Source organism: Undibacterium sp. FW305-107 (assembly GCF_058788535.1).
Window position 1 is genome coordinate 20,337 of record NZ_JBYTAV010000020.1, and the last position, 23,573, is coordinate 43,909.

Annotated in this window: 21 protein-coding genes; 11 read left to right on the forward strand and 10 right to left on the reverse strand. The window is 51.3% G+C overall.

Translation table 11 applies throughout. The features are described 5' to 3' along the window. The first annotated feature begins 20 nt into the window (after positions 1 to 20). On the forward strand, positions 21 to 599 hold the full coding sequence (locus tag AC3WQT_RS28035) for a YdeI/OmpD-associated family protein (RefSeq protein ID WP_492709180.1): 579 nt from the start codon (positions 21 to 23) through the stop codon (positions 597 to 599). Between the two features lie 21 nt (positions 600 to 620). Here the strand turns inward: AC3WQT_RS28035 and AC3WQT_RS28040 are convergent, their stop codons facing one another. The 3 genes from AC3WQT_RS28040 to AC3WQT_RS28050 form a co-directional block, all read right to left on the reverse strand. After that, a complete protein-coding gene (locus AC3WQT_RS28040; protein ID WP_492709181.1) occupies positions 621 to 1,436 on the reverse strand; it encodes a substrate-binding periplasmic protein in 816 nt (271 codons plus the stop codon). Between the two features lie 294 nt (positions 1,437 to 1,730). After that, a complete protein-coding gene (locus AC3WQT_RS28045; RefSeq protein WP_492709183.1) occupies positions 1,731 to 2,582 on the reverse strand; it encodes a hypothetical protein in 852 nt (283 codons plus the stop codon). A 215-nt stretch (positions 2,583 to 2,797) separates the two neighbouring features. Further along, positions 2,798 to 3,397, reverse strand: a complete 600-nt coding sequence (locus AC3WQT_RS28050; protein ID WP_492709185.1) for a short chain dehydrogenase — start codon at positions 3,395 to 3,397, stop codon at positions 2,798 to 2,800. Between the two features lie 175 nt (positions 3,398 to 3,572). Between AC3WQT_RS28050 and AC3WQT_RS28055 the strand changes: the two genes are divergently transcribed. Then, positions 3,573 to 4,478, forward strand: a complete 906-nt coding sequence (locus tag AC3WQT_RS28055) for a LysR family transcriptional regulator (RefSeq protein ID WP_492709187.1) — start codon at positions 3,573 to 3,575, stop codon at positions 4,476 to 4,478. Here AC3WQT_RS28055 and AC3WQT_RS28060 read toward each other — a convergent pair whose 3' ends face one another. Next, entirely contained in the window at positions 4,479 to 5,114 is a 636-nt protein-coding gene (locus AC3WQT_RS28060; protein ID WP_492709189.1) for a rhomboid family intramembrane serine protease, read from the reverse strand. 244 nt (positions 5,115 to 5,358) lie between these two features. Between AC3WQT_RS28060 and soxC the strand changes: the two genes are divergently transcribed. The 8 genes from soxC to AC3WQT_RS28100 all read left to right on the forward strand — a co-directional run bounded on the left by soxC (position 5,359) and on the right by AC3WQT_RS28100 (position 13,244). Continuing rightward, on the forward strand, positions 5,359 to 6,723 hold the full coding sequence (gene soxC, locus AC3WQT_RS28065; protein ID WP_492709190.1) for a sulfite dehydrogenase: 1,365 nt from the start codon (positions 5,359 to 5,361) through the stop codon (positions 6,721 to 6,723). After that, positions 6,707 to 7,741, forward strand: a complete 1,035-nt coding sequence (locus AC3WQT_RS28070) for a c-type cytochrome (protein ID WP_492709192.1) — start codon at positions 6,707 to 6,709, stop codon at positions 7,739 to 7,741. The genes soxC and AC3WQT_RS28070 overlap by 17 nt, the downstream gene beginning before the upstream one ends. 262 nt (positions 7,742 to 8,003) lie before the next feature. Beyond that, positions 8,004 to 8,492: a thiosulfate oxidation carrier protein SoxY gene (gene soxY / locus AC3WQT_RS28075; protein WP_492709194.1), complete on the forward strand. Its 489-nt coding sequence runs from the start codon at positions 8,004 to 8,006 to the stop codon at positions 8,490 to 8,492. Between the two features lie 309 nt (positions 8,493 to 8,801). After that, positions 8,802 to 9,113 carry a thiosulfate oxidation carrier complex protein SoxZ gene (gene soxZ, locus AC3WQT_RS28080; protein ID WP_492709195.1) on the forward strand — a complete coding sequence of 104 codons (312 nt, stop codon included), beginning with the start codon at positions 8,802 to 8,804 and terminating at the stop codon, positions 9,111 to 9,113. An 11-nt stretch (positions 9,114 to 9,124) separates the two neighbouring features. Next, entirely contained in the window at positions 9,125 to 9,958 is an 834-nt protein-coding gene (gene soxA / locus AC3WQT_RS28085; protein ID WP_492709197.1) for a sulfur oxidation c-type cytochrome SoxA, read from the forward strand. Positions 9,959 to 9,968: 10 nt separating this feature from the next. Further along, positions 9,969 to 10,592: a sulfur oxidation c-type cytochrome SoxX gene (soxX, locus tag AC3WQT_RS28090; protein ID WP_492709199.1), complete on the forward strand. Its 624-nt coding sequence runs from the start codon at positions 9,969 to 9,971 to the stop codon at positions 10,590 to 10,592. A gap of 461 nt (positions 10,593 to 11,053) precedes the next feature. Further along, the gene (gene soxB, locus AC3WQT_RS28095) at positions 11,054 to 12,766 is read left to right on the forward strand and encodes a thiosulfohydrolase SoxB (RefSeq protein WP_492709252.1); all 1,713 of its coding nucleotides are present in this window, start codon (positions 11,054 to 11,056) and stop codon (positions 12,764 to 12,766) included. 70 nt (positions 12,767 to 12,836) lie between these two features. Further along, a complete protein-coding gene (locus AC3WQT_RS28100; protein ID WP_492709201.1) occupies positions 12,837 to 13,244 on the forward strand; it encodes a hypothetical protein in 408 nt (135 codons plus the stop codon). A gap of 114 nt (positions 13,245 to 13,358) precedes the next feature. Here AC3WQT_RS28100 and AC3WQT_RS28105 read toward each other — a convergent pair whose 3' ends face one another. From AC3WQT_RS28105 to AC3WQT_RS28130, 6 genes are all read right to left on the reverse strand, one after another. Further along, positions 13,359 to 14,711 (reverse strand): MFS transporter, encoded by a 1,353-nt coding sequence (locus AC3WQT_RS28105; protein WP_492709203.1) that lies wholly within the window; start codon positions 14,709 to 14,711, stop codon positions 13,359 to 13,361. Further along, positions 14,708 to 15,712, reverse strand: coding sequence for a PfkB family carbohydrate kinase (locus tag AC3WQT_RS28110; protein ID WP_492709205.1), 1,005 nt, complete (start codon positions 15,710 to 15,712; stop codon positions 14,708 to 14,710). The genes AC3WQT_RS28105 and AC3WQT_RS28110 overlap by 4 nt, the downstream gene beginning before the upstream one ends. Positions 15,713 to 15,810: 98 nt before the next feature. After that, entirely contained in the window at positions 15,811 to 17,763 is a 1,953-nt protein-coding gene (locus AC3WQT_RS28115) for an alpha-amylase family glycosyl hydrolase (protein ID WP_492709207.1), read from the reverse strand. Between the two features lie 240 nt (positions 17,764 to 18,003). Next, entirely contained in the window at positions 18,004 to 20,316 is a 2,313-nt protein-coding gene (locus AC3WQT_RS28120; protein WP_492709209.1) for a TonB-dependent receptor, read from the reverse strand. A gap of 746 nt (positions 20,317 to 21,062) precedes the next feature. Continuing rightward, positions 21,063 to 22,130 carry a LacI family DNA-binding transcriptional regulator gene (locus tag AC3WQT_RS28125; RefSeq protein WP_492709211.1) on the reverse strand — a complete coding sequence of 356 codons (1,068 nt, stop codon included), beginning with the start codon at positions 22,128 to 22,130 and terminating at the stop codon, positions 21,063 to 21,065. 138 nt (positions 22,131 to 22,268) lie between these two features. Further along, complete coding sequence (locus tag AC3WQT_RS28130) at positions 22,269 to 22,961, reverse strand: helix-turn-helix transcriptional regulator (protein WP_492709213.1); 693 nt, start codon at positions 22,959 to 22,961, stop codon at positions 22,269 to 22,271. Between the two features lie 250 nt (positions 22,962 to 23,211). On the opposite strand from AC3WQT_RS28130, the gene AC3WQT_RS28135 reads away from it, so the two are divergent. After that, entirely contained in the window at positions 23,212 to 23,553 is a 342-nt protein-coding gene (locus tag AC3WQT_RS28135; protein WP_492709215.1) for a plasmid stabilization protein, read from the forward strand. Positions 23,554 to 23,573: the final 20 nt, after the last annotated feature.

Below are 23,573 nucleotides of genomic sequence, written 5' to 3' on the forward strand. Positions count from 1 at the left end.
TTATTTTGGAGAGCAAAAAAATGAATCCTAAAGTCGATGCATATGTCAGCAAGGCAAAAAACTGGAAAGAAGAAATTGAGCAATTGCGCAGCATTGTTCTTGAATGTCCTCTGAAAGAAGAATTGAAGTGGGGCAATCCTTGTTATACGCATGAAGATACCAATATCGTCCTGATCCATGTATTCAAGGAATATGCTGCCCTCCTGTTTTTCAAAGGTGCCTTGATGAAGGATGCCAAGGGTTTGCTGATACAACAAACAGAAAACACGCAGGCAGCGAGGCAGTTGCGCTTCACCAGTGTCAGTGAAATCACCAAACTGAAAGCCACCATCAAGGCTTATATAAAAGACGCCATTGCAGTGGAAAAAGCCGGTTTGAAAGTGGAATTCAAGAAGACGGCAGAATTCAATATGCCTGAAGAATTTCAAATCAGACTCGATGGCATGCCGGCCTTGAAAAAAGCTTTTGCTGCGCTGACTCCAGGACGGCAAAAAGCTTATCTGCTGCATTTTTCCGCCGCCAAACAATCCAAGACCCGGGAATCAAGGGTAGAAAAAGCTATCCCGCAAATCCTCGATGGCAAGGGTCTGGATGATTAGAACGCATTGTCTCTATGGGTTTTAATATCTGGGCCCATCATAACGCAGCTCACGTGCCAGTTTGCTGCCCACGTGTTTGCTGAAAATTTTTTCCAGGCTGCCATCGTCGGCCATGCTGTAGATGGCTTTTTTCAGTAAGTCGCGCCGGGTTTTGCTGACACGTTCTTTGGAGACGATAAGGCCGTGGACTATACTGTCTTGCGGTGCCCAGTCGAGTACCAGGATTTGCTTGCTGATATCTTCTTTTTTCAGCAGCGGTTCCCACACGGTGGGCAGCGCCAGTACGGCATCAACGCGCCGTGCAAAGAACAGGCGCAGCAGGGTATCAAAGTCTGCCGCTTCATAGACGCGCTTTTGTGTCCATAATTTGTCCAGCCATTCGTCAAGCTGTGGGCCGTGCTTGAAGCTTTTGACGACACCTACTTTCGAATTGGCATCGGCCAGAAATCCAGCCATGGTCTGATTGTGTGCAGGCATGTCCCGGTGCAGCAAGATGTAGTTTCTGGTGGAAAAGTAGGGGATGAATTCAGCGAATTTTTCCCTTTCTGGTGTGGGGATGCCAGAAACTGACATGTCCAGGATGTTGTTTTTCAATTGCGTCCAGATACGTACGCGGGATTCCAGTACGGTATCAAATTTGCAGCCGCTGCGGCGGGATACTTCTTCAACCACGTCCTTGTCTATGCCTGCATAGCTGCCATCGGCATTGTGGTAATACAGCGCACCCAATTCATAATAAGCCAATTGTATGCTGCCGCAGCCAGAGTTGAACTCGCTTGCGCTGGCAGGTATGCAGCATAATCCCAGCATTAAGAATACGAGCGCAATATTCTTCATTTGCTGACCTCCGGACCATAGTTACTTCAGCCTAGTGTGAGAAACCATGTTGCGCAATAGTCGAAACGATAAGACTGGCTGGCGCGTGCTTTGCCTTACGCGTCTGGACGGCAGATATGCATGCGCAGCCTTTGGTTTTTTGAGGGATATCCCGTAACTTCCCTCTGCGCTACAGGTTTGCAAATGCGGATAGTTCAGGACTTCCCATGCTCAGGCAAGTAAAGCTGCCATTGCTAACAATTGTAAATTAGCAGGAGAATGTGGCAGTGTCAGCTTTGCACAAAGCATGTCTCATTACCCTGCCAGCCCGGCACTTGAATAGGGGTGCCTAGTTGGCTGTAATTCTTCATGATAATTCGGCGCACGGGTTTGCATGGTGTGTTCGTTGCCCAGCACGGTGGTGGTAGTCAATGCGGCTTTGTCGCTGCCCCAGCAAGCCAGCGCGGAGTTGCGGTTGCCGTGCAAGTCGATAATGATGCGTCTGGCTATCTCGTCAGGCAATTCTCCCGACGGTGGTGCAGGCCGGGTCTTGGGTGGTACGACGATGGCATCACCTGGTTCTATCCACAGATCCGCCAGCGATATTTCCTGCACATAGGGCCGCCAGCGTGCCACGCTGATGACGAGGGGACGGTCATCTTGCGAGAAAAACACATGCGGAAAATCATGGAATTCAAGATCGGTAGGATTGTGGGTCAGTAATTCACGCCGCCGCCGCTTGCCGATGTAGGGAGACTGATAGCCAGCCCATTTTCCATAGGTATATTGGGCCATGATCATGCCCTCATATTCAAAGCGCAGGCATTCACCACTTTTCAACAACGTCATGCCAAAGGCTTGCACGCTGTCTCTGGTCGCGGTGATAGCTTCGTAATGGACTTCAGGCGCATTGAAATTGAATTCAGTAATCTGGTAAGGATAGCCGTTATTGGGTATGGTCTTGGGCTGGTGGCTGATGCCCTTGTATTTGACGCCCAACTCCAGATCGGGATTATCCTTGGCGATCGTGATTTCCTCGCCAAAAGGCTGCCGCAATTGTCTGCAGTGTCCCCGGTCATTGTATAAAAAGGGATATTCCCTGGGGAGTAAATCTATGTAGGGGCCATCTTCGATGAAGATGGGGGCGTCAAAGGCTTCATTGCTCACAATAGCGCTCCAGTATGGGGTGGCAGGGATGGTTGGGATGACGCCCTGGCTCAAGCTGAGTTGACAGGTTTTGCTGCGGGCAGCGTCATGATGTCATGCTAACTTGTTATTGATTTCTTGCGCTATTTTTTTGATAAGTTTTATCAAATGTGGAATCTCAAGTGTGGAATATCAAGCGTGAAAAACGGGGATCATTTCCCACGCTTGCAAGTGCATTAGCGCACGGTATACACCTGTCCGGTTTGCGCACCTTCCACACTTCTCGCATAAGCCAGTCCCACACGTTTGGCCGATACTGCTTCAAAGCCGGGGAAGAAACTACCCAGCGCAGCAACCGATGCTTCCAGCAAGCCGGGGCTGACGACATTGATGCGCAAGCCGCGTGATAATTCTATAGCTGCACCACGCACAAAGCCTTCCAGTGCGCCATTGACCATGGCGGCGCTGGCACCTGCGCGTATCGGTGTTTCACCAACCACGCCGCTGGTCAGGGTGATGGAGCCGCCATCATGCAGATAAGCCTGGGCAATCTGGGCGACATTCACCTGGCCCATGAGCTTGCTATTAAGGCCGATGTGGAAATGCTGCTCTTCTATTTCATTGAGTGGGGCAAAGTGCACACTGCCTGCGGCGACGACTACGCCATCGACCTTGCCGGTGCGGGCAAATAATGCACGTATCTGTTCGCTGTCACTGATATCAAGCTGGATATCGCCACTGGCTTTGCCTGCGCGGATGAGTTCGTGACGGGCACCCAGTTCATTGCTGATGGCGCTGCCTACTGTGCCGTTGGCACCGATGATGATGAGTTTCATGATATTTCCTTTTAGTTTTTTCAGCCCGTCGCGTCGGGCTGTATGGGTTAATTTCTACAGGCATATGCCATGAAATTAAGTATCTTTCATTTTTTAATGTAGATAAATATCCGAAAAATACATATATTGCTAACTCATGGTTAGTAATTGATGGTTGGTAATAAAGGATGCATTCATGGATAAGTTACGCAGCATGGAAGTGTTTGTCGCCGTGGTTGATGCAGGCAGTTTTACCGCTGCCGCGGCAGAGTGCGAGATCTCGCCCGTCATGGTGGGCAAGCACATACAATTTCTCGAAAGCCTGCTGGGTGCACGCCTGCTGACGCGCACCACGCGACGGCAAAGCCTGACTGAGCTGGGTTTGCAATACGCAGAGCAATGCAAGGCCATACTGGCGCAGATCGGCGAGGCAGAATCCGGTGCGGCCAGAATGCGTGGTGGCGCGCGTGGCGTACTGAAGATCACCTCACCCGTCACCTTTGGCAGTGAAATGCTGGCCCCGGCCATGGTTGATTATCTGGCGCAATATCCTGAAATGCGCGCCGACCTGCATATGAACGACAGGCTGGTTGATGTGGTGGAAGACGGTTTTGATGCTGCCATACGCATAGGCAAGCTGGAAGATTCCACTTTGATAGCACGTGCGCTGCAGCCATACAGCATGATGATCTGCGCTGCGCCTGCCTATCTGAAACGCAAGGGAATACCCCATACTCCAGCAGATTTGTTAGACCATGAATGCCTGGATTTTTTACACTGGAACAAGCACGTACGCTGGCGCCTGGCTGAAGAAGCGCAAGAAATCAGTGAAATTCCGGTCAGCCGTTTGCGTTCAAATAACGGCCAGGCTTTGAAGAGTGCTGCCGTGGCTGGTTTTGGTATTGTCATGCAATCTGAATTGCTGCTCGCCAGCGAAGTCGCTGCTGGCAGGCTGGTGCCGCTGATGGAAGATTATGTGCCAGCACCGCGTCCCATGCATTTGCTGTATCCGCGTGACAGGCAGCCTACACCCAAGCTGTCTACCTTCATCGAATTTATGCTGGACAGGTTTGGTTTGAAGATAAAGGGGCCGGTAACCTGATCATCTCAATTCAGTTTGCTTGTTAAAGTGACCTTTGCTGCGTAACCCTGACCAAAACCCCGCACTGACAAATAATCCCGCAACAAAGCCATACAAATGCCCGGCCTTGATACCCGCTATCGCATGCACGTCCAGCGCAGCCTGTATGGCGACGATCAGGCCAGCAAACCAGGTCACTCTGCTGCGTGGCTGCAAGACAAACATGCCCGCGCATAAAGCCATCAAAGCCTGTGATGCACCATCCGTGACCAGGGCAGGGTAAGACCAGACGCTCGCCAACTGGCCTGCCGTGCCGCCGGCCAGGTAAATGCTGAGCAGCACCAGCCAGCCTCGCGCTCTCTCCAGGCTGCTGGCGAGGATGAGTATGCACATGGCATTGAACAGCATATGCAGGAAATGCACATGCAAGAATTGCGAGACCAGCAAACGCCACCATTCATGGGTGACGAACAGTTCCCCTGTTGCAGCCCCCAACTGTGGCAGGCGCAAGGATTTTTGTGAGGTAAAAAGCGATTGCCCAAAATACAGGGCAGAGATAGTCCAGCCTGTCAAAATCAATACGAAGATAAGAATTGCAGTTGGTGATCTGAAGAATGTATTTTTCTGATGCATCTTGATGAAATGGCATGTTGACATGGGTGCCAGAATCTATCATGAACCAGATACTTTAGTCGCTACATAAACTTTTTGTGCCTTGCACAAAAGAAAGTATTTGCTTTTTTTCCTTCCTTATTTGATTATATGCGCAAATAGTTGTATTTGAGCTAGATCAAATTCAGATCAGTAAAACTGTGCTTAAAGAATAGGCTATGCTGTTTGCAGTGGTAACAGCATGCGGGCACAGGATGATCGCAGTATCTCATTGGAAAGTTTCAGTCTCATGTCTATGCAGATTAAAAAGTCCGGTCTTTTGCGTCGTGCGCCCGAAAATTTTTTGGATGCTCCTTTGCGTCTGTCCATCACTGAACAAGGCCTGAATGATGAGCGCCGTGGTTTCTTGCGCAAGAGCTTTGCGGCCGCCACGGCTGCGCTGGCATCTGGCGTAGCAATGGCAAGGCCGGGTACTGTGCCTGAGGGTGATGGTGACCCGCTGATATTGAATTTGCAGGATCATGCCAAGACCCTGGGTAACCCCGTCGTCATGCAGGGCTATGGACAGCCTTCCAAGTTTGAAGCCAATTTGCAGCGCCGCCAGTCACCCGGCTTGACGCGGGTGCCGCAGGCCTCTGTCTCGTTTGCTCCCTTGCAGGGATTTTTTGGCATCATCACTCCCAGTGGCCTGCATTTTGAACGTCATCACCAGGGCTGGATAGATATAGATCCGGCACAGCACCGCTTCATGATCAATGGCCTGGTGCGCGAAGCCAAGGTCTACACCATGGATGACCTGATGCGCCTGCCCTCGGTCTCACGCATGCACTTTATCGAATGCGGTGCCAATAGTGCGACTGAATGGGGCAATGTCGCCGTGCCTACCGTCCAATATACACATGGCATGTTGAGCTGCTGTGAATTCACAGGCGTGCCCTTGTCTGTCCTGCTGGATGATTGCGGCATCGATCGCAAGAAAGCCAAATTTGTCCTGGCTGAAGGTGGCGATGGTTCTGCCATGACGCGCACCATCGATATCGCCCGCGCCATGGATGATGTCATCGTCGCTTATGGCATGAATGGCGAAATGCTGCGCCCAGAAAATGGTTACCCACTGCGCTTGGTCGTGCCCGGCGTGCAAGGCGTGTCATGGGTCAAATGGCTGCGCCGCATAGAAGTCGGTGACCAGCCATGGGCCACCAAGGATGAGGCTATCCATTACATCGATCTGCAACCCAGCGGCTTGCACAGACAATACACCTCGGTGCAGGAATGCAAGTCCGTCATCACCACACCTTCGGGCGGTCAGATGTTGCTGGAAAAAGGTTTTCACAATATCACCGGCCTGGCATGGTCAGGCCGTGGCAAGGTCAAGCGCGTCGATGTCTCTGCCGATGGTGGCCGCAGCTGGCGCACCGCCAAACTGGAAGGCCCGGTGCTTGGCAAATGCCTGACCCGTTTCAACATGGACTGGAACTGGGATGGTGGGCCAGCGATCTTGCAATCGCGCGCCATCGATGAAACCGGCTACGTTCAACCTAAGATCAATCAATTGCGCGAAGTGCGCGGCACCAAATCGATTTATCACAATAATGCCATCCAGTCCTGGAAAATTAACGAAGATGGTGAGGTCAGCAATGTACAGGTCGCTTGATATACGCAAGTCGCTAAGCACGTCTTTATTTACTCTTGTGCTGGCTGGTTTCAGTCTTGCCGCCAGTGCCGCAGACTATAGCAATATAGGCCGTGCTGCGACTCCTAAAGAAGTAGCCGCCTGGGACATCGATGTACGCCCCGACTTCAAGGGCTTGCCAAAAGGCCGTGGCAGTGTTGACCAGGGCCAGCAGGTATGGGACGGCAAGTGCGCTTCTTGCCATGGCACTTTCGGTGAGTCTAACCAGGTATTTACGCCTCTCATTGGTGGCACGACAAAAGACGATGTCAAGAATGGCCGCGTGGCAGCATTGACTGGTAATAGCCAGCCGCAACGCACCACCCTGATGAAGGTGGCAACAGTCTCGACACTATGGGATTATATCAATCGCGCCATGCCCTGGAATGCACCCAAGACCCTGACCACGGAAGAAGTGTATGCAGTAACAGCGTATATGCTGAACATGGGTGGCATCGTCGCTGACGATTTTGTCATGTCAGATGCCAATATCGCTGATGTGCAAAAACGCATGCCCAACCGTGACGGCATGACAGAGAAGCATGGCCTGTGGCAAACCAATGGCAAGCCGGACGTGAAAAATACTGCCTGCATGAAAGACTGTCTGAAAGAAGTCAAGATCACCTCTGAATTACCTGCCTTTGCACGCAGTGCCAACGGTAATCCGGTCGAGCAAAACCGCACTGTTGGTGCTGTGCGTGGGGTGGACTTGAACAAGGCTGCGGTTGTCAAAGTCAGCGCGCCCGCCGCCGAAGAGGGTTTGAAGCTGGCCAAGCAATATGCCTGCATCGCCTGCCATGGTGTGAAAGATAAAGTGGTTGGCCCAGGTTTTGCACAGATCGCCGCGAAATATAAGGGTGACACCAATGCTGAAGCCAGCCTGAGCAAGAAAATCAAGCAGGGTGGCAGTGGTGCCTGGGGCGATATCCCCATGCCACCGCAAGGCCATGTCAAAGATGCAGAAATCAAGACCATGCTGGATTGGATCATGCGTCAATGAGTTTAGCAGAACTTACGCAAAACCGCCCCAGCGGCGTTGCAGCTCCTAGCCGTACTAAAGTACTGTCTTCGTCGCTGCGCCTTGCTGGGACAATTTTGCGTAAGTCCTATTTAGTAAAGTAGCAGGGATTTTTTCAGTTTTGTCATATCGATGGAACGATTTCGCGTTAAGCTTATCGAATGAAGTAAATTCAGTAAATCGCAATATCAGCAATATTAGTCATATCAGCAGCGCCGGATAAATGCTCACTCAGGAGACAGTAATGAAGCAGGCAATCAAGATCAACGATGACGGTCAGCAACGCCGTGATTTTTTACGTATATCCACGGTATTTGGCCTGGCCTTTGCCGCTGGCTTGTTAAAACCATCCGATGTGTTTGCCGCAGAATGGCAAGCCAAGGCCTTTGAAGCCAAGAACATGCAAGACGTTTTTGCTGCACTGGGTGCCGGCAGCCCGGCTGTCAGTGCCGACATCGTGATTGGTGCGCCTGACATTGCAGAAAATGGTGCGGTAGTACCCGTCAGTGTCAGCAGCAAAGCTGCCAATACAGATTACATCGCCATCCTGATAGAAAAAAACCCGAACGCCATGTCTGCGGCATTCAATATTCCAGAAGGCACAGAAGCCTCGGTCAGCACCCGCGTCAAGGTTGGTGAGACCTCGAACGTGCATGCCTTGGTGAAAGCTGATGGTAAATGGTTGGTGGCTTCGAAAGAAATAAAAGTTACTCTGGGCGGTTGCGGCGGTTAATTTTTAAGACCTCTCAACACAGAGGCTCAGAGACACAGAGGGACACAGAGAAGTTCAAGAGCAAAAATCGGCAATTAAGTTGCAGATGTGTAGGTTGGGCTACGACTCACCAGCCCAACACTCGGCACATAAACAACGTAATCGTTAATGCGAAGTTGAATGATGTATCAATAATATGTTTCAGCCAGATAAGTAAGCTGAATATTTTATAGACCTTCTCATGCTTTTCTCTTTGCCTCCGTGTCTCTGTGGTGAGCTTTTAGGTCTTAATCAGATATTCATTTAAAATTAGCAAAAAAGGGAGACATCATGGGCGATCCTATGCGTATTCGGGCGGCGGTTACTGGCGACGTCGTTGAAGTAAAAGTATTGATGCGTCACGATATGGAAACAGGTCAGCGTAAAGACCTGGAAGGCAAAGTCGTACCCGCACATTTCATCAAAACCCTGCAGGCCAAATGGAAAGAAAAACTGGTGCTGGATGCGCAGTTTGGTCCTTCGGTTTCCAAAGACCCTTTCCTGTCCTTCAAGTTCAAGGGTGGTGTCAAAGGTGATAAAGTGTCGGTGACCTGGACAGACAGCAAAGGTGACCAGCGTACTGATGAAGCAGCCATAGCCTGATAAGGAAAACCATGTCACGTCTTGCTCTCAAATCACTGTCCTGTATGCCGCTGTGTGTCATGCTGGCATGCGTTGTGTTGCCCTCTGCACAAGCCCAAACTGCAAGCCCATCTGCGACTGATGAAATCGCCAAATACCGGCAAATGCTGGCCGATGGCAACCCGGCAGAATTATGGGAAATGCGTGGTCAGGAACTCTGGCAAAAAAAGATGGGCCCTAATCAGCAATCGCTGGAGCAATGTGATCTGGGTAAAGGGCCGGGTGTGACCAAGGGGGCTTATGCAGAATTGCCGCGCTATTTTAAAGACACCAACAAGGTCATGGACCTGGAACAGCGCCTCATGCATTGCCGCATGAGCTTGCAAGGGTTGACACGTGAACAGGCGGCAAAAACACCTTTCGGTTCTGCTGGTAACCCGTCAGATATCGAAGCACTGGTATCATTTTTGACGGCAGAATCCCGTGGCATGAAACTGACGGTCAGTACCAAACATCCGGCAGAAAAACAGGCTTATGAAATCGGTAAAAAGATATTTTATTACCGCGCCGGTTCACATGATTTTGCCTGCGCCTCCTGCCATTCTGCAGAAGGCCAGCGCATACGCCTGCAAGACTTGCCCAATCTGAACAATAAAGAAAATGCCCAGGCCGCCTATTCGACCTGGCCAGCTTACCGCGTCTCTCAGGGGGAAGTCAGGACCATGCAGCACAGGCTCAATGACTGCTTCCGCCAGCAACGATTCCCCGTGCCTGATTATGCTTCAGACACCATTACTGCACTGACCATGTTCCTGGCAAAATCTGCCGATGGCGCGGTCATGAATGCACCTGCATTGAAACGCTAAGGGGATACGCATGAACAATTTACGTATAAGCCATATCAGTGTTTTGCTGGCAGCCATCTGCAGTAGTGCTCTGGTGTCAGCAGCAGAACCAGATTACGCCAAAGCTGCGCTAGAGATGATGAAGGCCGACTTCAAATCCAAAGGCCCGGCCACCATGGAACGCATGGTGCAGCAGGATGAAGCGCAGGCACTGTGCAGTGCCAACCCACAAGGATTGAAAGCCAAGCCAGCAAAAAAACTGGAACAGGCGCAACTCGCCACGGTCAAATATCCGGCGGATGGCCAGTACATGGGCGACTGGAAAAACGGCGAAAAAATCGCCCAAAATGGCCGCGGCATGCAATCGTCCGATGCCATGGGTTCAGTCAATGGCGGCAACTGCTATGCCTGCCACCAGATGAGCAAGGCTGAAATTTCTTTCGGCAATATCGGGCCCTCGCTGTATCAATTTGGCAAACTGCGCGGTACCAGTCCAGAGATACTGAAATACACCTGGGGCAAGCTGTATAACGCGCAAGCCTATAACGCCTGTTCCAAGATGCCACGGTTTGGGCATAATGGGGTGTTGACTGAGGCGCAGTTGAAGGATGTGATGGCGCTGTTGCTGGATGTTGAGTCGCCGGTAAATAAGTAGGACATTGCGATTTTGGTGCATACGTCTTGTTGTCACCGAAGTCTGTGCCTCTCCTTGTTACTGCGACCTGATTTACGTCGCTCCAGCGAAGGCTGGAACTTAGTAGCGTTTGTTGCATGCCGTGTGCTTTGATTAAAGCGATTGCCCTTTGTGGACACAAGCCGGGTCTCGGCCCGGCGGCCGAATCCCTTTCTTTGCTTCGCCAAAGAAAGGAATCAAAGAAAGGCGACCGCAGACTTGCCCTTCGGGTGCTTACGCTGCGCTCCAGCACAATTTGTGCATCACAAAAAATGGGAAAGCTTCGAAACTCGCTACGCTCAAACAACGAAGCTTTCTGATCCATTTTCTGTGAAGCACAAATTGCTACGTCCCAAGCGGATTAAAGTCAAAAACAACATCAACATCAATAGCAACGTCAACGACAAAGCAACACAAAAAACAGAAAGCAAATCATCATGGGTCTGAATCGTCGTGATTTTTTACAAGTAATGGCCATCGCCGCCGCTGGTGGCATGCAGATAGATGCGCAAGCAGCCATGGCGAATCCTGCGGCACATAAGCTCTACGACCTGCCGCGTTTTGGCAATGTCCATCTCATGCATTTCACTGATTGCCATGCGCAGTTGTTGCCGCTGTATTTTCGCGAGCCCAGTGTCAATCTGGGCATAGGTGCGGCATTTGGTAAAAGCCCGCATCTGGTCGGTGAGCATTTGCTCAAGCAATTTGGCATCAAGCCCAATACACCTGAAGCCCATGCCTTTAGCTGCCTGAACTTTGAACAGGCGGCAGCGACCTATGGCAAGGTCGGTGGTTTTGCGCACCTGACAACGTTGGTCAAGCGCATCAAAGGCAACCGCCCTGGTGCGCTGTTACTGGATGGTGGTGACACCTGGCAGGGATCGGCGACTGCCTTGTGGACCAAGGGGCAGGACATGGTTGATGCCTGTTTGCAGATGGGGGTGAATGTCATGACGGCGCACTGGGAAATGACACTCGGTGATAAACGCGTCAAGCATATCGTCGAGAATGACTTCAAGGGCAAGGTCGATTTCGTCGCGCAAAATATCCAGACTACCGATTTTGGTGATCCGGTCTTTGAAGCTTTTGTCATGAAAGAAATGAATGGCGTGCCAGTCGCCATCATAGGCCAGGCTTTTCCGTATACACCCATCGCCAACCCGCGCTATCTGGTGCCGGAATGGAGCTTTGGCATACAGGAAGAGAATATGCAAAAGACCGTCGATGCCGCGCGTGCCAAGGGTGCGAAAGTGGTGGTCGTCCTGTCGCATAATGGCATGGATGTTGACCTCAAGATGGCCTCGCGCGTGCGTGGTATAGATGCGATTCTTGGTGGACATACCCACGACGGCATGCCAGCACCTGTCATCGTTGAAAATGGTGGTGGCAAGACCCTGGTAACCAATGCGGGCAGCAATAGCAAGTTCCTCGGCGTGCTCGATTTTGATGTGAAAGAAGGGCGCATACAGGGCTTCCAGTACAAGCTCTTACCCGTGTTTGCCAACTTCCTGCCTGCGGACACTGAGATGCAGGCGCTGATACAAAAAATCCGTGCACCTTACAATGCCAAGCTGGGTGAAAAACTGGCGATGACAGAGGGCACGCTCTACCGCCGTGGTAATTTCAACGGCAGCTTTGACCAGCTCATTGTCGATGCCCTCATGGAAGTCAAAGAGGCAGAAATCGCTTTCTCACCCGGCTTCCGCTGGGGTACTTCGTTGCTGCCGAATAGCGCCATCACCATGGAACATGTGATGGACCAGACCGCCACCACTTATTCGTACACCACCGTCACAGAAATGACAGGCGCAGCCATCAAGACCGTGCTGGAAGACGTGGCTGACAATCTCTTCAATGCTGATCCTTACTATCAGCAAGGTGGAGACATGGTGCGCGTTGGTGGCCTGACGTATGCGATGGAACCGGTAGCAGCCATGGGCAAACGCATACAGGACATGCGCCTGAACGGTCAGCCGCTGGCTGATAACAAGACGTATAAGGTCGCAGGCTGGGCCCCTGTAGCCGAAGGTGCGAAGGGGGAGCCAGTGTGGGATGTAGTGGCGCAGTGGCTGCGTACACACAAAAAAATCACACCACGCAAACTGAATACGCCGCGTATGATTGGCGTCGCTGGTAATCCTGGCATGTTGGGTTGATGAGGGTTTGCCAAGTTATAATGTAACGCTTTAAAATCAGTGAGGTATCGCGAGTCTGGTGCCTTAACTTATGATCACACGAAAATCTTTATCATATTGGTCGATAAGGGCCAGTTTGACAGCGTTTGTCGCATGTCTGGCCCTCCCCGCATACACGACTGATTACTATGGAAAGACGTCGGTGCACTACGGGCTGGAAGCATTCTTGCTTGGCCCTGTAGGTTTGTTTGCTGGCCATTTTTCTTGGCTGGCCAATCTACTCTTGTGGCTCTCCTGGTTTAAGCATACGGACGAGACAAGAGGTCAGTCTGTGGTGTTCGCGGTTCTTTCCTTGGTCCTTGCCTGCTCTTTTCTTTTTGGAAAGTTGATCGCGGTCGGTAGTGCAGGCGAATTTCCATACCTTGCTGCAACTGGCTATTACGTATGGTTAGCAAGCATGGTAATGGCAGCAATTGCCGCATTTCAACTGAAAGAATAAAAGAGCCCCGAACAGATAGTTGTCCAGTTTAAGTTTAAGGCCGACTATAAAAATCACACCACGCAAACTGAATACACCGCGCCTGATTGGTGTAACTGGTAACCCTGGCCTGGTTTAAGCCTTGATGGTGGGTAGTGTTCTTTTTGGTAATTTGACGATGCCCACCGCCAGCGCCGCACAGATCAGCAAGCCGCCCGCCAGCCTGATCACGTTTTCAGGATTGCCACCCAGCCAGGCCTGGTAATACAGCGGCAGAGTGAAGATTTGTATGATCATGGGGATGACGATGAACATATTGAATATGCCCATATACACTCCCGTGCGCTCTGCCGGTATGCTGCCTGCCAGCATGATGTAGGGGTTGCCCATGATACTGGCCCAGGCCAGGCCCACGCCCAGCATGGGGATAAATAATAGCGCTGGTGTATGTATGGCTGGTATGCTGATCATGCACAAGCCCGCCAGTGTCAGGCATGTGGCATGGCTGATTTTTGGGCCAAAGCGACGGGTGAAAGGCACCAGCGCAAAGGCGGCAATGAAGGCGATGAAATTATAGAAAGCGCCTATCTGCCCATTCAATAATCCCGCTTCGCGAAAACCGGCAGAACTGGGGTCACTGGTGCCAAATATGCTGCGGCCCAGCGACAGCATGATGTATTGCCAGTAGCAAAACATGGCATACCACTGGAATAGTTTGACCAGTGCCAACTGGCGCATGGTCGGTGGCATTTCTTTTATTGCCAGACCTATCTCGGCCAGGGTGGCACGCCAGCCTGTGGCTTGTTGCCTGATTTGTGCCAGTTGCTCAGCCGTCAAAGGGATTTCTGGCGTCGTCTTCAAAGTCCACAAGATAGAGGCGATTGAAAACACAGCACCGATGATAAAAGCCGCGATGACGATGTAGGGAATGTGATGGCTATTGACGCTATTGCTGTTCATGCCTGCCACCACCAGGATTGACGGTGTCAGGTAGGCCAGGGTTTGCCCCAGGCCGGTAAAGGCGCTTTGCGTGAGGAAGCCGACAGAATGCTGGCTGGCATCGAGCTTGTCACTGACAAAGGCACGGTAGGGCTCCATCGTCACATTATTGGCAGCATCAAGTATCCACAGCAAACCAGCAGCCATCCAAAGTGTAGAGCTGAAGGGCATGATCAATAAACCCAGGCTGCACAATACTGCACCAATCAGGAAATAAGGCGTGCGCCTACCCCAGCGGCTGATGGTGCGGTCACTCATGGCACCGATCAGCGGTTGCACCAGCAAGCCTGTCACCGGCCCGGCCAGCCACAAATAGGGCAGGCTGGCTTCGTCAGCGCCCAGGTAAGCATAGATGGGGCTCATGCTGCTTTGCTGCAGACCAAAACTGAACTGTATACCAAAAAAACCAAAGTTCATGTTGATGATTTGCCAGAATGACAGGCGGGGTTTGCCTGTCATTTGCTGCGGGCTGGCTATGGCTGCATTCATGAATTTGCTCCACTGCTTTCAATGACTGGCAGGGTTTCTGCATTCCAGCGTCCTTGCCATTGCTCATAAAAGCCAGCATCGCTGGCAACCGCACCGCGTACACTGCAAATGGCTGCCGCAAATTGATGGGCACGCTGCAGGCTGATGTGCAAAGGCCATTCGCGCTGCATGCCAAGTAAAAAGATAGCGGAGAAGGCATCGCCACCACCTACAGTATCAACGACTTCAACTTTGACAGCTTCGCTTGTACTGTACAGGTACTGCCCAGTCTCATCCAGATAGGCATAACCGCGCTCACCCAGGGTGGTGATGATGGCTTGCAGCTTGAATAGACTTATCAATGCTGTTGCATGGGTCTGGATATCTCTATCGTCCAGTGCAGCTTCGTTTTCTGTCTTTGGCTTGTCCAGATAAATTTCTGCCAGTATCTGCAATTCTTCTTCATTGACCTTGAGTATGTCGGCAAACTGCAATGATTGCTCTATGGTAGCCAGGCTGTATTGCATGGCGCGCAAATTCAAGTCCAGGTACTTGAGTGCCTGTGTCTCCTTAAGCAAACCATACAAGGCTGCGCGTGATACAGGGTTTCTTTGTGCCAGTGTGCCAAAGTAAAAAATACCTTGGCCATGTGCTGGGCTTGCTTGTTGCATGACAGTGATGGCTATCTGACTATCGATGTAGTCATATGCCTGCTCGTGCAAAATCTCGAAATGGTGTTTGGCCTTGTCCATACTATCGTCTTGCGTGACTTTGACGCGGCCTGTGGGGTAGTGCAAGTCAGTCTGCAAACCAGTTGCAGACAATTTGAAACGCTGCATGTCAGCGCGTATCAATTCTGCAGTCGCATCATTACCCACACGCGAAATCATCAGGGGCGCACAATCAAAATAACCCAGGCTGCGTGCCACATTGAAAGGCGCACCGCCAACTACAGGCTGATCAGGGAAATCATCGATCAGGGTTTCTCCAAAGATGATGATGGGTTTGCTTTGCAATGACATGGGTTTCTTTTCTGTTAGCTGGCTTGAATTGCGAAAATTGCGAAATGCGACTATTTGTGCAATATCCAGTTTTTCTCCTTCCCCTCAAGGGGAGGGTGTTAGTCTTGATTCATATTTCCCTGTTTCCTTACCAACCACAATTGAGAATATGCTTGTAATGTCACGGCGTTATCAACATCAAGCTTGCTCAACTGATCTACCCAGCCTTGCCCGGGAATGTCATAGTCCGCCAGCAGTTCTGCCATATTCAGGCTGATGCTATTTTCTGAAAAATTCCCCAAAAATAGCAGTGCCTCATCCGGGTTGTCACGCAAAAAAGCCAGCACGGCAGGATCTTTTGCATTCAATAAATGCCGTGCTGCCTGCGCTGCCAGTTGTGGCAATTGCCGGCGTTGCTGCAACATATGAGCAAGTGCATTGAATACAGCACCTGCATCATGCGAGCTGGAATGACGCTGGGCATACAATTCTTCATTCCAGGTGGGCCTGTGCAACCAGCGGCTATCTGCTGCCTGTGCAGGCACTTGCTGATAGGTCTCATCATTCATCTGTGCCAGTTCATCACCCATATAGATCAGTGGCATGCCGCCAAAACAAAAAATCAGCCCATACAAGAGTAGCAGACGTTGCCTGGCAAGATGCTTTTCTGTTGCTGTGTGTGCGCTGGAAAAACCTGTCAGTGCCGCTGCCATGCCGACCGTGCCGTGGACTGCAGTTGAGTCATTGGCCTGGAAGCTGGCACCGCGCGCATAACTGTCGTCGCCACTATAAAAGCGGGATACTCTGGCCAGCCTTTGCTGTACATCTTCTGCTTCCATACTGGCTTCTGGCCGCAGCACATTCCAGCCTATATCATCATGGCAGCGTACATAGGTCAGCCAGCTACTTTGTTGCGGTAGTGCTGGCGTGCCAGCAAATACATGGTGCAACAGGCTGGTGTTTTGTTCTGCCAGGGCTACCCAGGAGGCTGCCATCAGGCTGCTGTGATAGGCGAGGTGACATTCCTGTTTTGAATTTGTCCCATCGTTGCTGCCAAGGTAGGCGGGCAGGTCTGCCGTTTCAACGATGGCTTCAGCCTTCAGCAAAACACCAGGAGTAGCAATTTCTACCAGACTGCGCAAGGCTTGCAAAATCTGGTGGGCTTCTGGCTGGTTCATGCATTTTGTACCTGGGCGTTTCCATAAAAAGGCGGTTGAATCCAGCCGGAAAGCTTCTACTCCACGGTTGGCGAGGCGCAACAGGGCTGCGGCCATGTCGGCAAAGACCTTTGGATTGCTGTAATTCAGATCCCATTGATAAGGGTAGAAGGTGGTCCATACCCATTCCTGCAATTCAGGCACAAAGCTGAAATTGCCAGGGGCAACTTGCGGGAAGACCTGACCAAGATGCTTTTCAAAATTATCTGGAATTGTGCGATCAGGGTAGTGATAAAAATAATCTCGGTAGTGCGGGTCACCTTGTTTTGCCGCGATAGCCCATGGGTGATCGTCTGCCACATGGTTGAGTATAAAATCAGAACACAGGCTGATACCCGCTGCACGCAGGGCAGCGCTGAGTGCTTCCAGGTCTGCCATATTGCCAAGACGTGGTTCTATCGCATCAAAATCGGCTAATGCAAAACCGCCATCATTTTCGCCAGCACGGGCTTTTAAAAAAGGTAGCAAGTGCAGGTAAGTCACACCCAATTCCTGCAGGTGCGGGATACGTTGTTGCACGCCGCGCAAGTCACCGGCAAAGCGGTCTACATAGCAGCAATAGCCGAGCATGTTTTCTTTGGTGAACCAGTTCTTGTCTGCGCTTCTGGCATCATCCAGAACCTGCAAGGACAGAGGGCGTGCTGCGATGACCTCGCCTGCGACTTGCAAGAGTTCTGTCAGCCATGTGGCATACGCTTGTTCATTGCTGAATTGATTGCCATACAGTGTCTGCAGCGTTTGGTATAAATCGGGGAGATGTTTTGCCAGCCTGGTCGCTATGCTCGCGTGCATGCCCGGTGCCAGCTTGCTGAGCAGGGCCGTGAGGAATGGTGTTGTGTTCGATGCGGCAGACATGATGCAGGTAGTGCCTTAGAAAAAACGGGTCATTAAAAATGGCTCCCCCACATGTTGGGGGTGTAGGGGAGCCTAAAGTGCTACCAGGGACTGGTTCCTACTCGTGGCCTTGCCTAAGCTACTGCGCGGCGCGATTTTGGGCCTGCGATGCTCATCGTACTTAAGTACGATTGCGCTTCTTAACCCAAATTAGCATCGCTCGCTACGCTTATGCAAGGCCACTTTACAAATAGCGAAGTTCTAGAAGCTATATTTCAATGACGCTTTTACACTGCGTCCATTGATGGATCTTGCTGCATGTCCGTCGCCTTCTACTTCGGTGTAGCCTATGTTGTTCGTCAGGTTGTTGACGCTCAGTGAGACCTGAACTTTGTCGTTGATGTTGTAGTTGACGAAGGCGTTCAGGACGTGGAAGGCGGGCAGGATCAGGGTGTTGGCGTCGTCACCATAGGACTTGCTGGTGCCTATCAGGCTGGCACCGAAGACGGCGTCGCCCATGGTGTAGGTGGGGGCAATCTGGTAGGTGTAGCTGGCCTGGCGGCGTGGTGTTTTGCCGACTACTGACTTGTCATTCGCTGCCGTGATGCTGGCATTGGTGTAGGTCAGGCCACCAGTAACGCGGAAGGCATCGTAGCGATAGCTGGCTTCAATTTCCACACCCTTGGCATCGTAGTTATTGGCAGTGAATTTTTGTGTCGTTGCTTCAAAATTCGATTCTTCTGTCTTGGCCTGGAACAGGGTTACAAAGCTGCTGAAGCTGCCGGCTTTCCATTTCACACCTGCCTCGGTTTGCTTGACGATATTGGTACTGATTGGTGTGCTGCCGTCGAGTGGATTGCCAAACATGATGCGGTCGGCATTGAAGGCGATGCCTTCGCTGACGCGGGCAAACACGGCGATGTCTTTGGTGAGGCGATAATTGGCACCGAAAGAGTAAGACGTATGGTTCACGCCATAGTTGATGAATCTGGTATTGGCTGCACGATAGCTTTGATTAACTGCCTGGTTGAAGGTGCCACTGGCATCTTGCTTGTCATAGCGCAGGCTGCCATCCAGGTTCCAGTTGCCGCTTTCCCAACCCAGGTTGGCGTACATGGCATTGGTCTTGTATTGCGCGTCGATATTGCGGTTGCAGCAGCCGCCGAACACATCCGTACCTTGCGCCAGCAATCCGGGTGTACCGGCAATCGTACCATTTGAATTCAGCAGTGCAGGTTTATCACCGCTGGCTTGCATCAGGTATTGATTGAAGTTCCAGGTCACGCCCAGGTTTTGCAGGGATGAATACCAGCCCACCGTGGTGGCGAATTTACCACCGGATGTCTCAAATACCTTGGACAATTTCATGTCATTGACGGTGCTACCCAGGTCATCAATTGAGGTGTTGAAGACTGTTGCCGTGAATGCTGCACCAGTATATGTCTTGCCAGCATAGGGGCCGGTAGCGTAAGTCATATTTGTTGCCGCGGCACCGCTGACACCTGCATCAGCCGGGAAGATGGAAATAAAGCGACCTGTATTATTGGATTTGCGGAATTTTTCATCCAGGGTCCAGCCACCACCCAGTTTCAGGGATGCCTCTGCACCAAAGGCATTGTTAACGACGTGCAGGCCATCGTTCACATTCGTCGCTATCTTGTTATTGTTTTTATCGAGGACAATATCGCGTGTCCAGTAGGGTGAATAAAAACTGGCGGTGCGCGGGTCTATGCCGGGCAGTTCAGAAATATTGCCATTTACCGTCCTGACTGGTACTGGCATATTCATCGGTGTCTTGTCATCCAGATGCTTGAAGCTCAGACGCAAGTAGCCATTGTCCAGTTCGTGGGTGATATTGGCGCGTAGTTGCCCGCCTTCTTCTGCTGTCAGGCCAGCTGGGCGTGAGCTGTCGCCGCTACGATAATAGCCAGCGATAAAGGCGCGTGTCTTGCCAGACAGGGCTGCGCCATAATCAAAGTCAAAGCGGGTCTGGCTAAAATCCACACCCTTGCTGATGCCTATGCTGCCACCTTTTTCATTGCCGGTCTTGCTGATGAAGTTGATGATGCCGCCTGGTGAATTGGTGGCCATGGTCGATGCCGTGCCACCGCGCACCACTTCCAGATGTGACAGGCTGCCATCGGCGCGCAGATACATGTCTGGTGTGACGAAGGCGATATCTCCAAATTGCAGCAGTGGCAAGCCATCTTCCTGGAACTGTACATAACGCGCACCACCGGCAGAAATAGGTACACCGCGCACAGTCAGGTTGGCATTACCTTCACCGCCCGATGATTCTGCCCGCACGCCAGGGATGGAGCGCAAGATTTCTGCCGCATTGGTCGGGGCGGATTGAGAAATCTGATCAGCATCGATGGTACTGATGGATACGCTGGCCTTCATCTTGGAAGTACCTACAGGCGTACCCGTCACGATGACTGAATTCAGGTTCAGGGAATTTTTATCTTTATCCTGTGCTGCTGTATTGTCTTGCGCCCATGCACCGTTCATGTGCAGTAAGGCCAGGGAAATGACGCTGGCCATGCGCGTCATTTTGATGTGTGATGATTTCATTGCTGTCTCCGCTGTCATCATTTTTATAAAGCTGCACAGAACAGGTCTGCGCATGCATGTCTAGTACCTTGTTGTCTGAGCACAGGCATCACGCTGATAGAAGTGATGCTGTGTCAGTCACAAAAGACCTCCAACAATTTTCGCCGCGCTCTTTGGACGGTTCAGTCTGATTGAATTTGAAAATCAGCTGCCGTACTCGATGGCGCTTTTTTGCGATCCCTGGTTTGCCAAGGCAAACGCTGTTGAAGATCTTTTGTAGTGCAGGTGAAGAGAATTATCTGGTAAATCGCATTTTATTGCAATCGATTGCAAAGATGCATTGCAATAAAATGGTGCAACATTTCTTCATGGTAAATTTCCAAGTCCATGTGGAGACGAGGGGAGAGCGCCAGGGCAAAGGATTGCGTCCTATGAAATCTAGTCGCGCATCTTTAGCATTTCTTTTGGCTGAAGTGTGGCGAACATAGCTGCCGACCTATGTGTTTTGTAAGCAACAGGATGGCTGGATAGAGTCATTTATGCTGCAATGCACAATGAAAATCGAGGGAGATTTTTGAGGTTTCTGTAGGAATGTTTTAAATTATTGCAATCGGTTGCAATAATTGTTGATAATCTGAATAGACCAAGCTTGCCGTATCCCGTAGGGTGCGTTCCAACGCACCAGTCAATCGAATGGCGTAATTTTACGTGAGAATTTGAAGCGGAAGAAACATGGCCAGCGAGGGACCTGTCTCGTATGAGTTGCACTATCCAAGGCAAACACTGCTTGCCCTCACCATCAATTCAGTAGGCAACAACTGCGCTTTGCTATCGCCATCTTCTATCAAGGTCAACAGGGCATCGACCAGTGCCAGGCCTGCCTGCGCCATGGGCTGGCGTACCGTAGTCAATGGCGGGTGGAAATAGCGTGCTAGTTCTATGTCGTCATAACCAACGACGGCCACATCATCCGGCACCCGGTAATTATTTTCGCGCAGACTGTTGATGCTGGTCATGGCCAGCAAATCGCTACAGGCAAACAGGGCATCGAAGCTGATTTTGCGGCGGCACAGTTCTGTCACAGCCAGCTTGCCGCCTTCTTCTATGAATGAAGCAGGGACCACAAGTTTTTCATCAAGGGCTATACCATGCTGCGCCAGCGCCTTGCAATAACCTTCATAGCGTTGCGCTACTTCGGGCAATTGCGTGTCCCCAAAAAAGGCGATTCGTTTGCATCCGCTTTGCAGCAGGTGCTCAGTGGCTTTGTGGCCGCCGGTGACATTGTCACTACCCACGGTCACATACAATTGCTGTGGCAGTTGCGCACCCCAGACCACGATGGGCACATGGCGTGCCGCCAGTTGGTTCAATTGATCATGATGCCGCCATTGGCCTATCAAAATCACGCCCAACACCCGGCCGGTATCAAAAATCTGCGCTGCATTATCGAGATGTTCTGCATCGATGCGTGACAACAGCATGTCAAAACCACGGTCAGTCAATGCATCGGCGAGACTACCTAATATGCCCAGGAAGAAGGGGTCAGATAAATGCTGGCGGGTTTCAGAATCAAAGGGCACGACTACGGCAATCGTGCGTGTCTGCTTCAGGCGCAGATTGCGGGCATCGATATTGATGGAATATTTGAGCGAGCGCGCCAGTTCGGCAACGCGCTGACGGGTTTCATCATTGACCAGGCTGCTGCCACTCAGTGCACGCGACACCGTCGAGGTAGAGACGCCAGCCAGCCGCGCGATATCAGCCATTTGCAGACGGCGCTGCTCCTTGCTGGCGGACTTGTGTGTGTCTGCTGTAGTGTCCGTCTTGGCTTTCATCTTATTGTTCTTGGTTTGAATGTGTGGACTAAGTGTAGGACCAATGTGATTTTTTCAGCCCCATTATAAAACCGAAATCAGCCAGAGCGGAAATTATGCAATCTTGCTGGAAGTTTGACGTGCACTGAGGCTCGGTTTTTAACGCTCAGGCTTGATTCCCTGTTGCTCACGCCACTCTTTCAACAAAGCCTGACGCGCGCGCGGATAGGTTTGATCTGCCACTTGTAAACCCTGTATGCGGTCAGTACGAAAATGGCGGAAGTCATTGCGTAATTCACACCAGGCGACAATGATGCGCAGATTATCAAAGAAGGACAGGGCGCAGGGCCAGACGATACGTTCGCTGGCTTTGCCGGTTTCATCCTGATATTCGAGCACGAGTTTGTGCTGCTTGCGTATGGCCAGACGTATCTGGCGTAACTGTTCATCATTGCCGCCATTCCTGCTGCTGGGGCCTATCAGCAAGCCGCTGTTTTCCAGTTCCAGTCTCGCTTCTGCTGGCAAGACCGAAGCAATTTTTGCCAGGGCATCACGCGCAGCCAGGGCTAGTTTATGGTCAGCCTGTTTCGCCACCCAGCGCGATCCCAGGGCGATAGCGGCAATTTCTTCTTCCGTGAACATCAGCGGTGGCAGCGTGAAGCCGGGTTGCAAGACATAGCCTATGCCAGCTTCGCCGGCGATCTTTGCGCCCTGGCTTTGCAAAGTGGCGATATCGCGGTATAGGCTGCGCAGGCTGATGCCCAGTTCTTGCGACAAGGCTGCACCACTGACGGGATAGCGGTGCCTGCGCAGGATTTGCATCAGCTGTAACAGGCGTTCAGTACGCGACATATATATGCTCAGTTGTTGTCTGGGTCATGACAATTCATTTATCAGTAGTAATTTGCACAATTTTACCCTGTTGCATACCTATATTGCGCCTTGCGGAGCTTGCACTGCAATACAGCAACTTCGTCAGCATAGTCTTACGTAACTATCGTCTTAGTCCGATTTTGTTCTTCAGGGCTGGAGACTACTATGCAGATCATGGATGCAGGGCGAACAAACGAAGTAAATTGAAAAATAAACACGGGAGTTAACAATGCCACAAGCCACCTGGAGCGCCAAAAGAGAGCGCCAGTTCAAACACATCAAGGATGGTTTAATTAAAAGTGGTCGTGAGCCCGGTTTGGCTACAGAAATTGCTGCACGCACCGTTAACAAAGAGAGGGCTCAGCATGGCGAAAGCAAGGAAGCGAGCAAAACCTCCCTGCAGGATATGCCTGCAGGGAGACGCGGCGGACTTCATTCACATAGCGGACCAATGGGACGCACTTATGCGCAGTTATATCAGGAAGCGCGCAAAAAAAATATCAGGGGGCGTTCGGGCATGAACAAAGCGGAACTGGAGCAGGCAGTTGATTATGGCAGGCGTAGTAAATAGTAATAACAGCAAGAAATAAC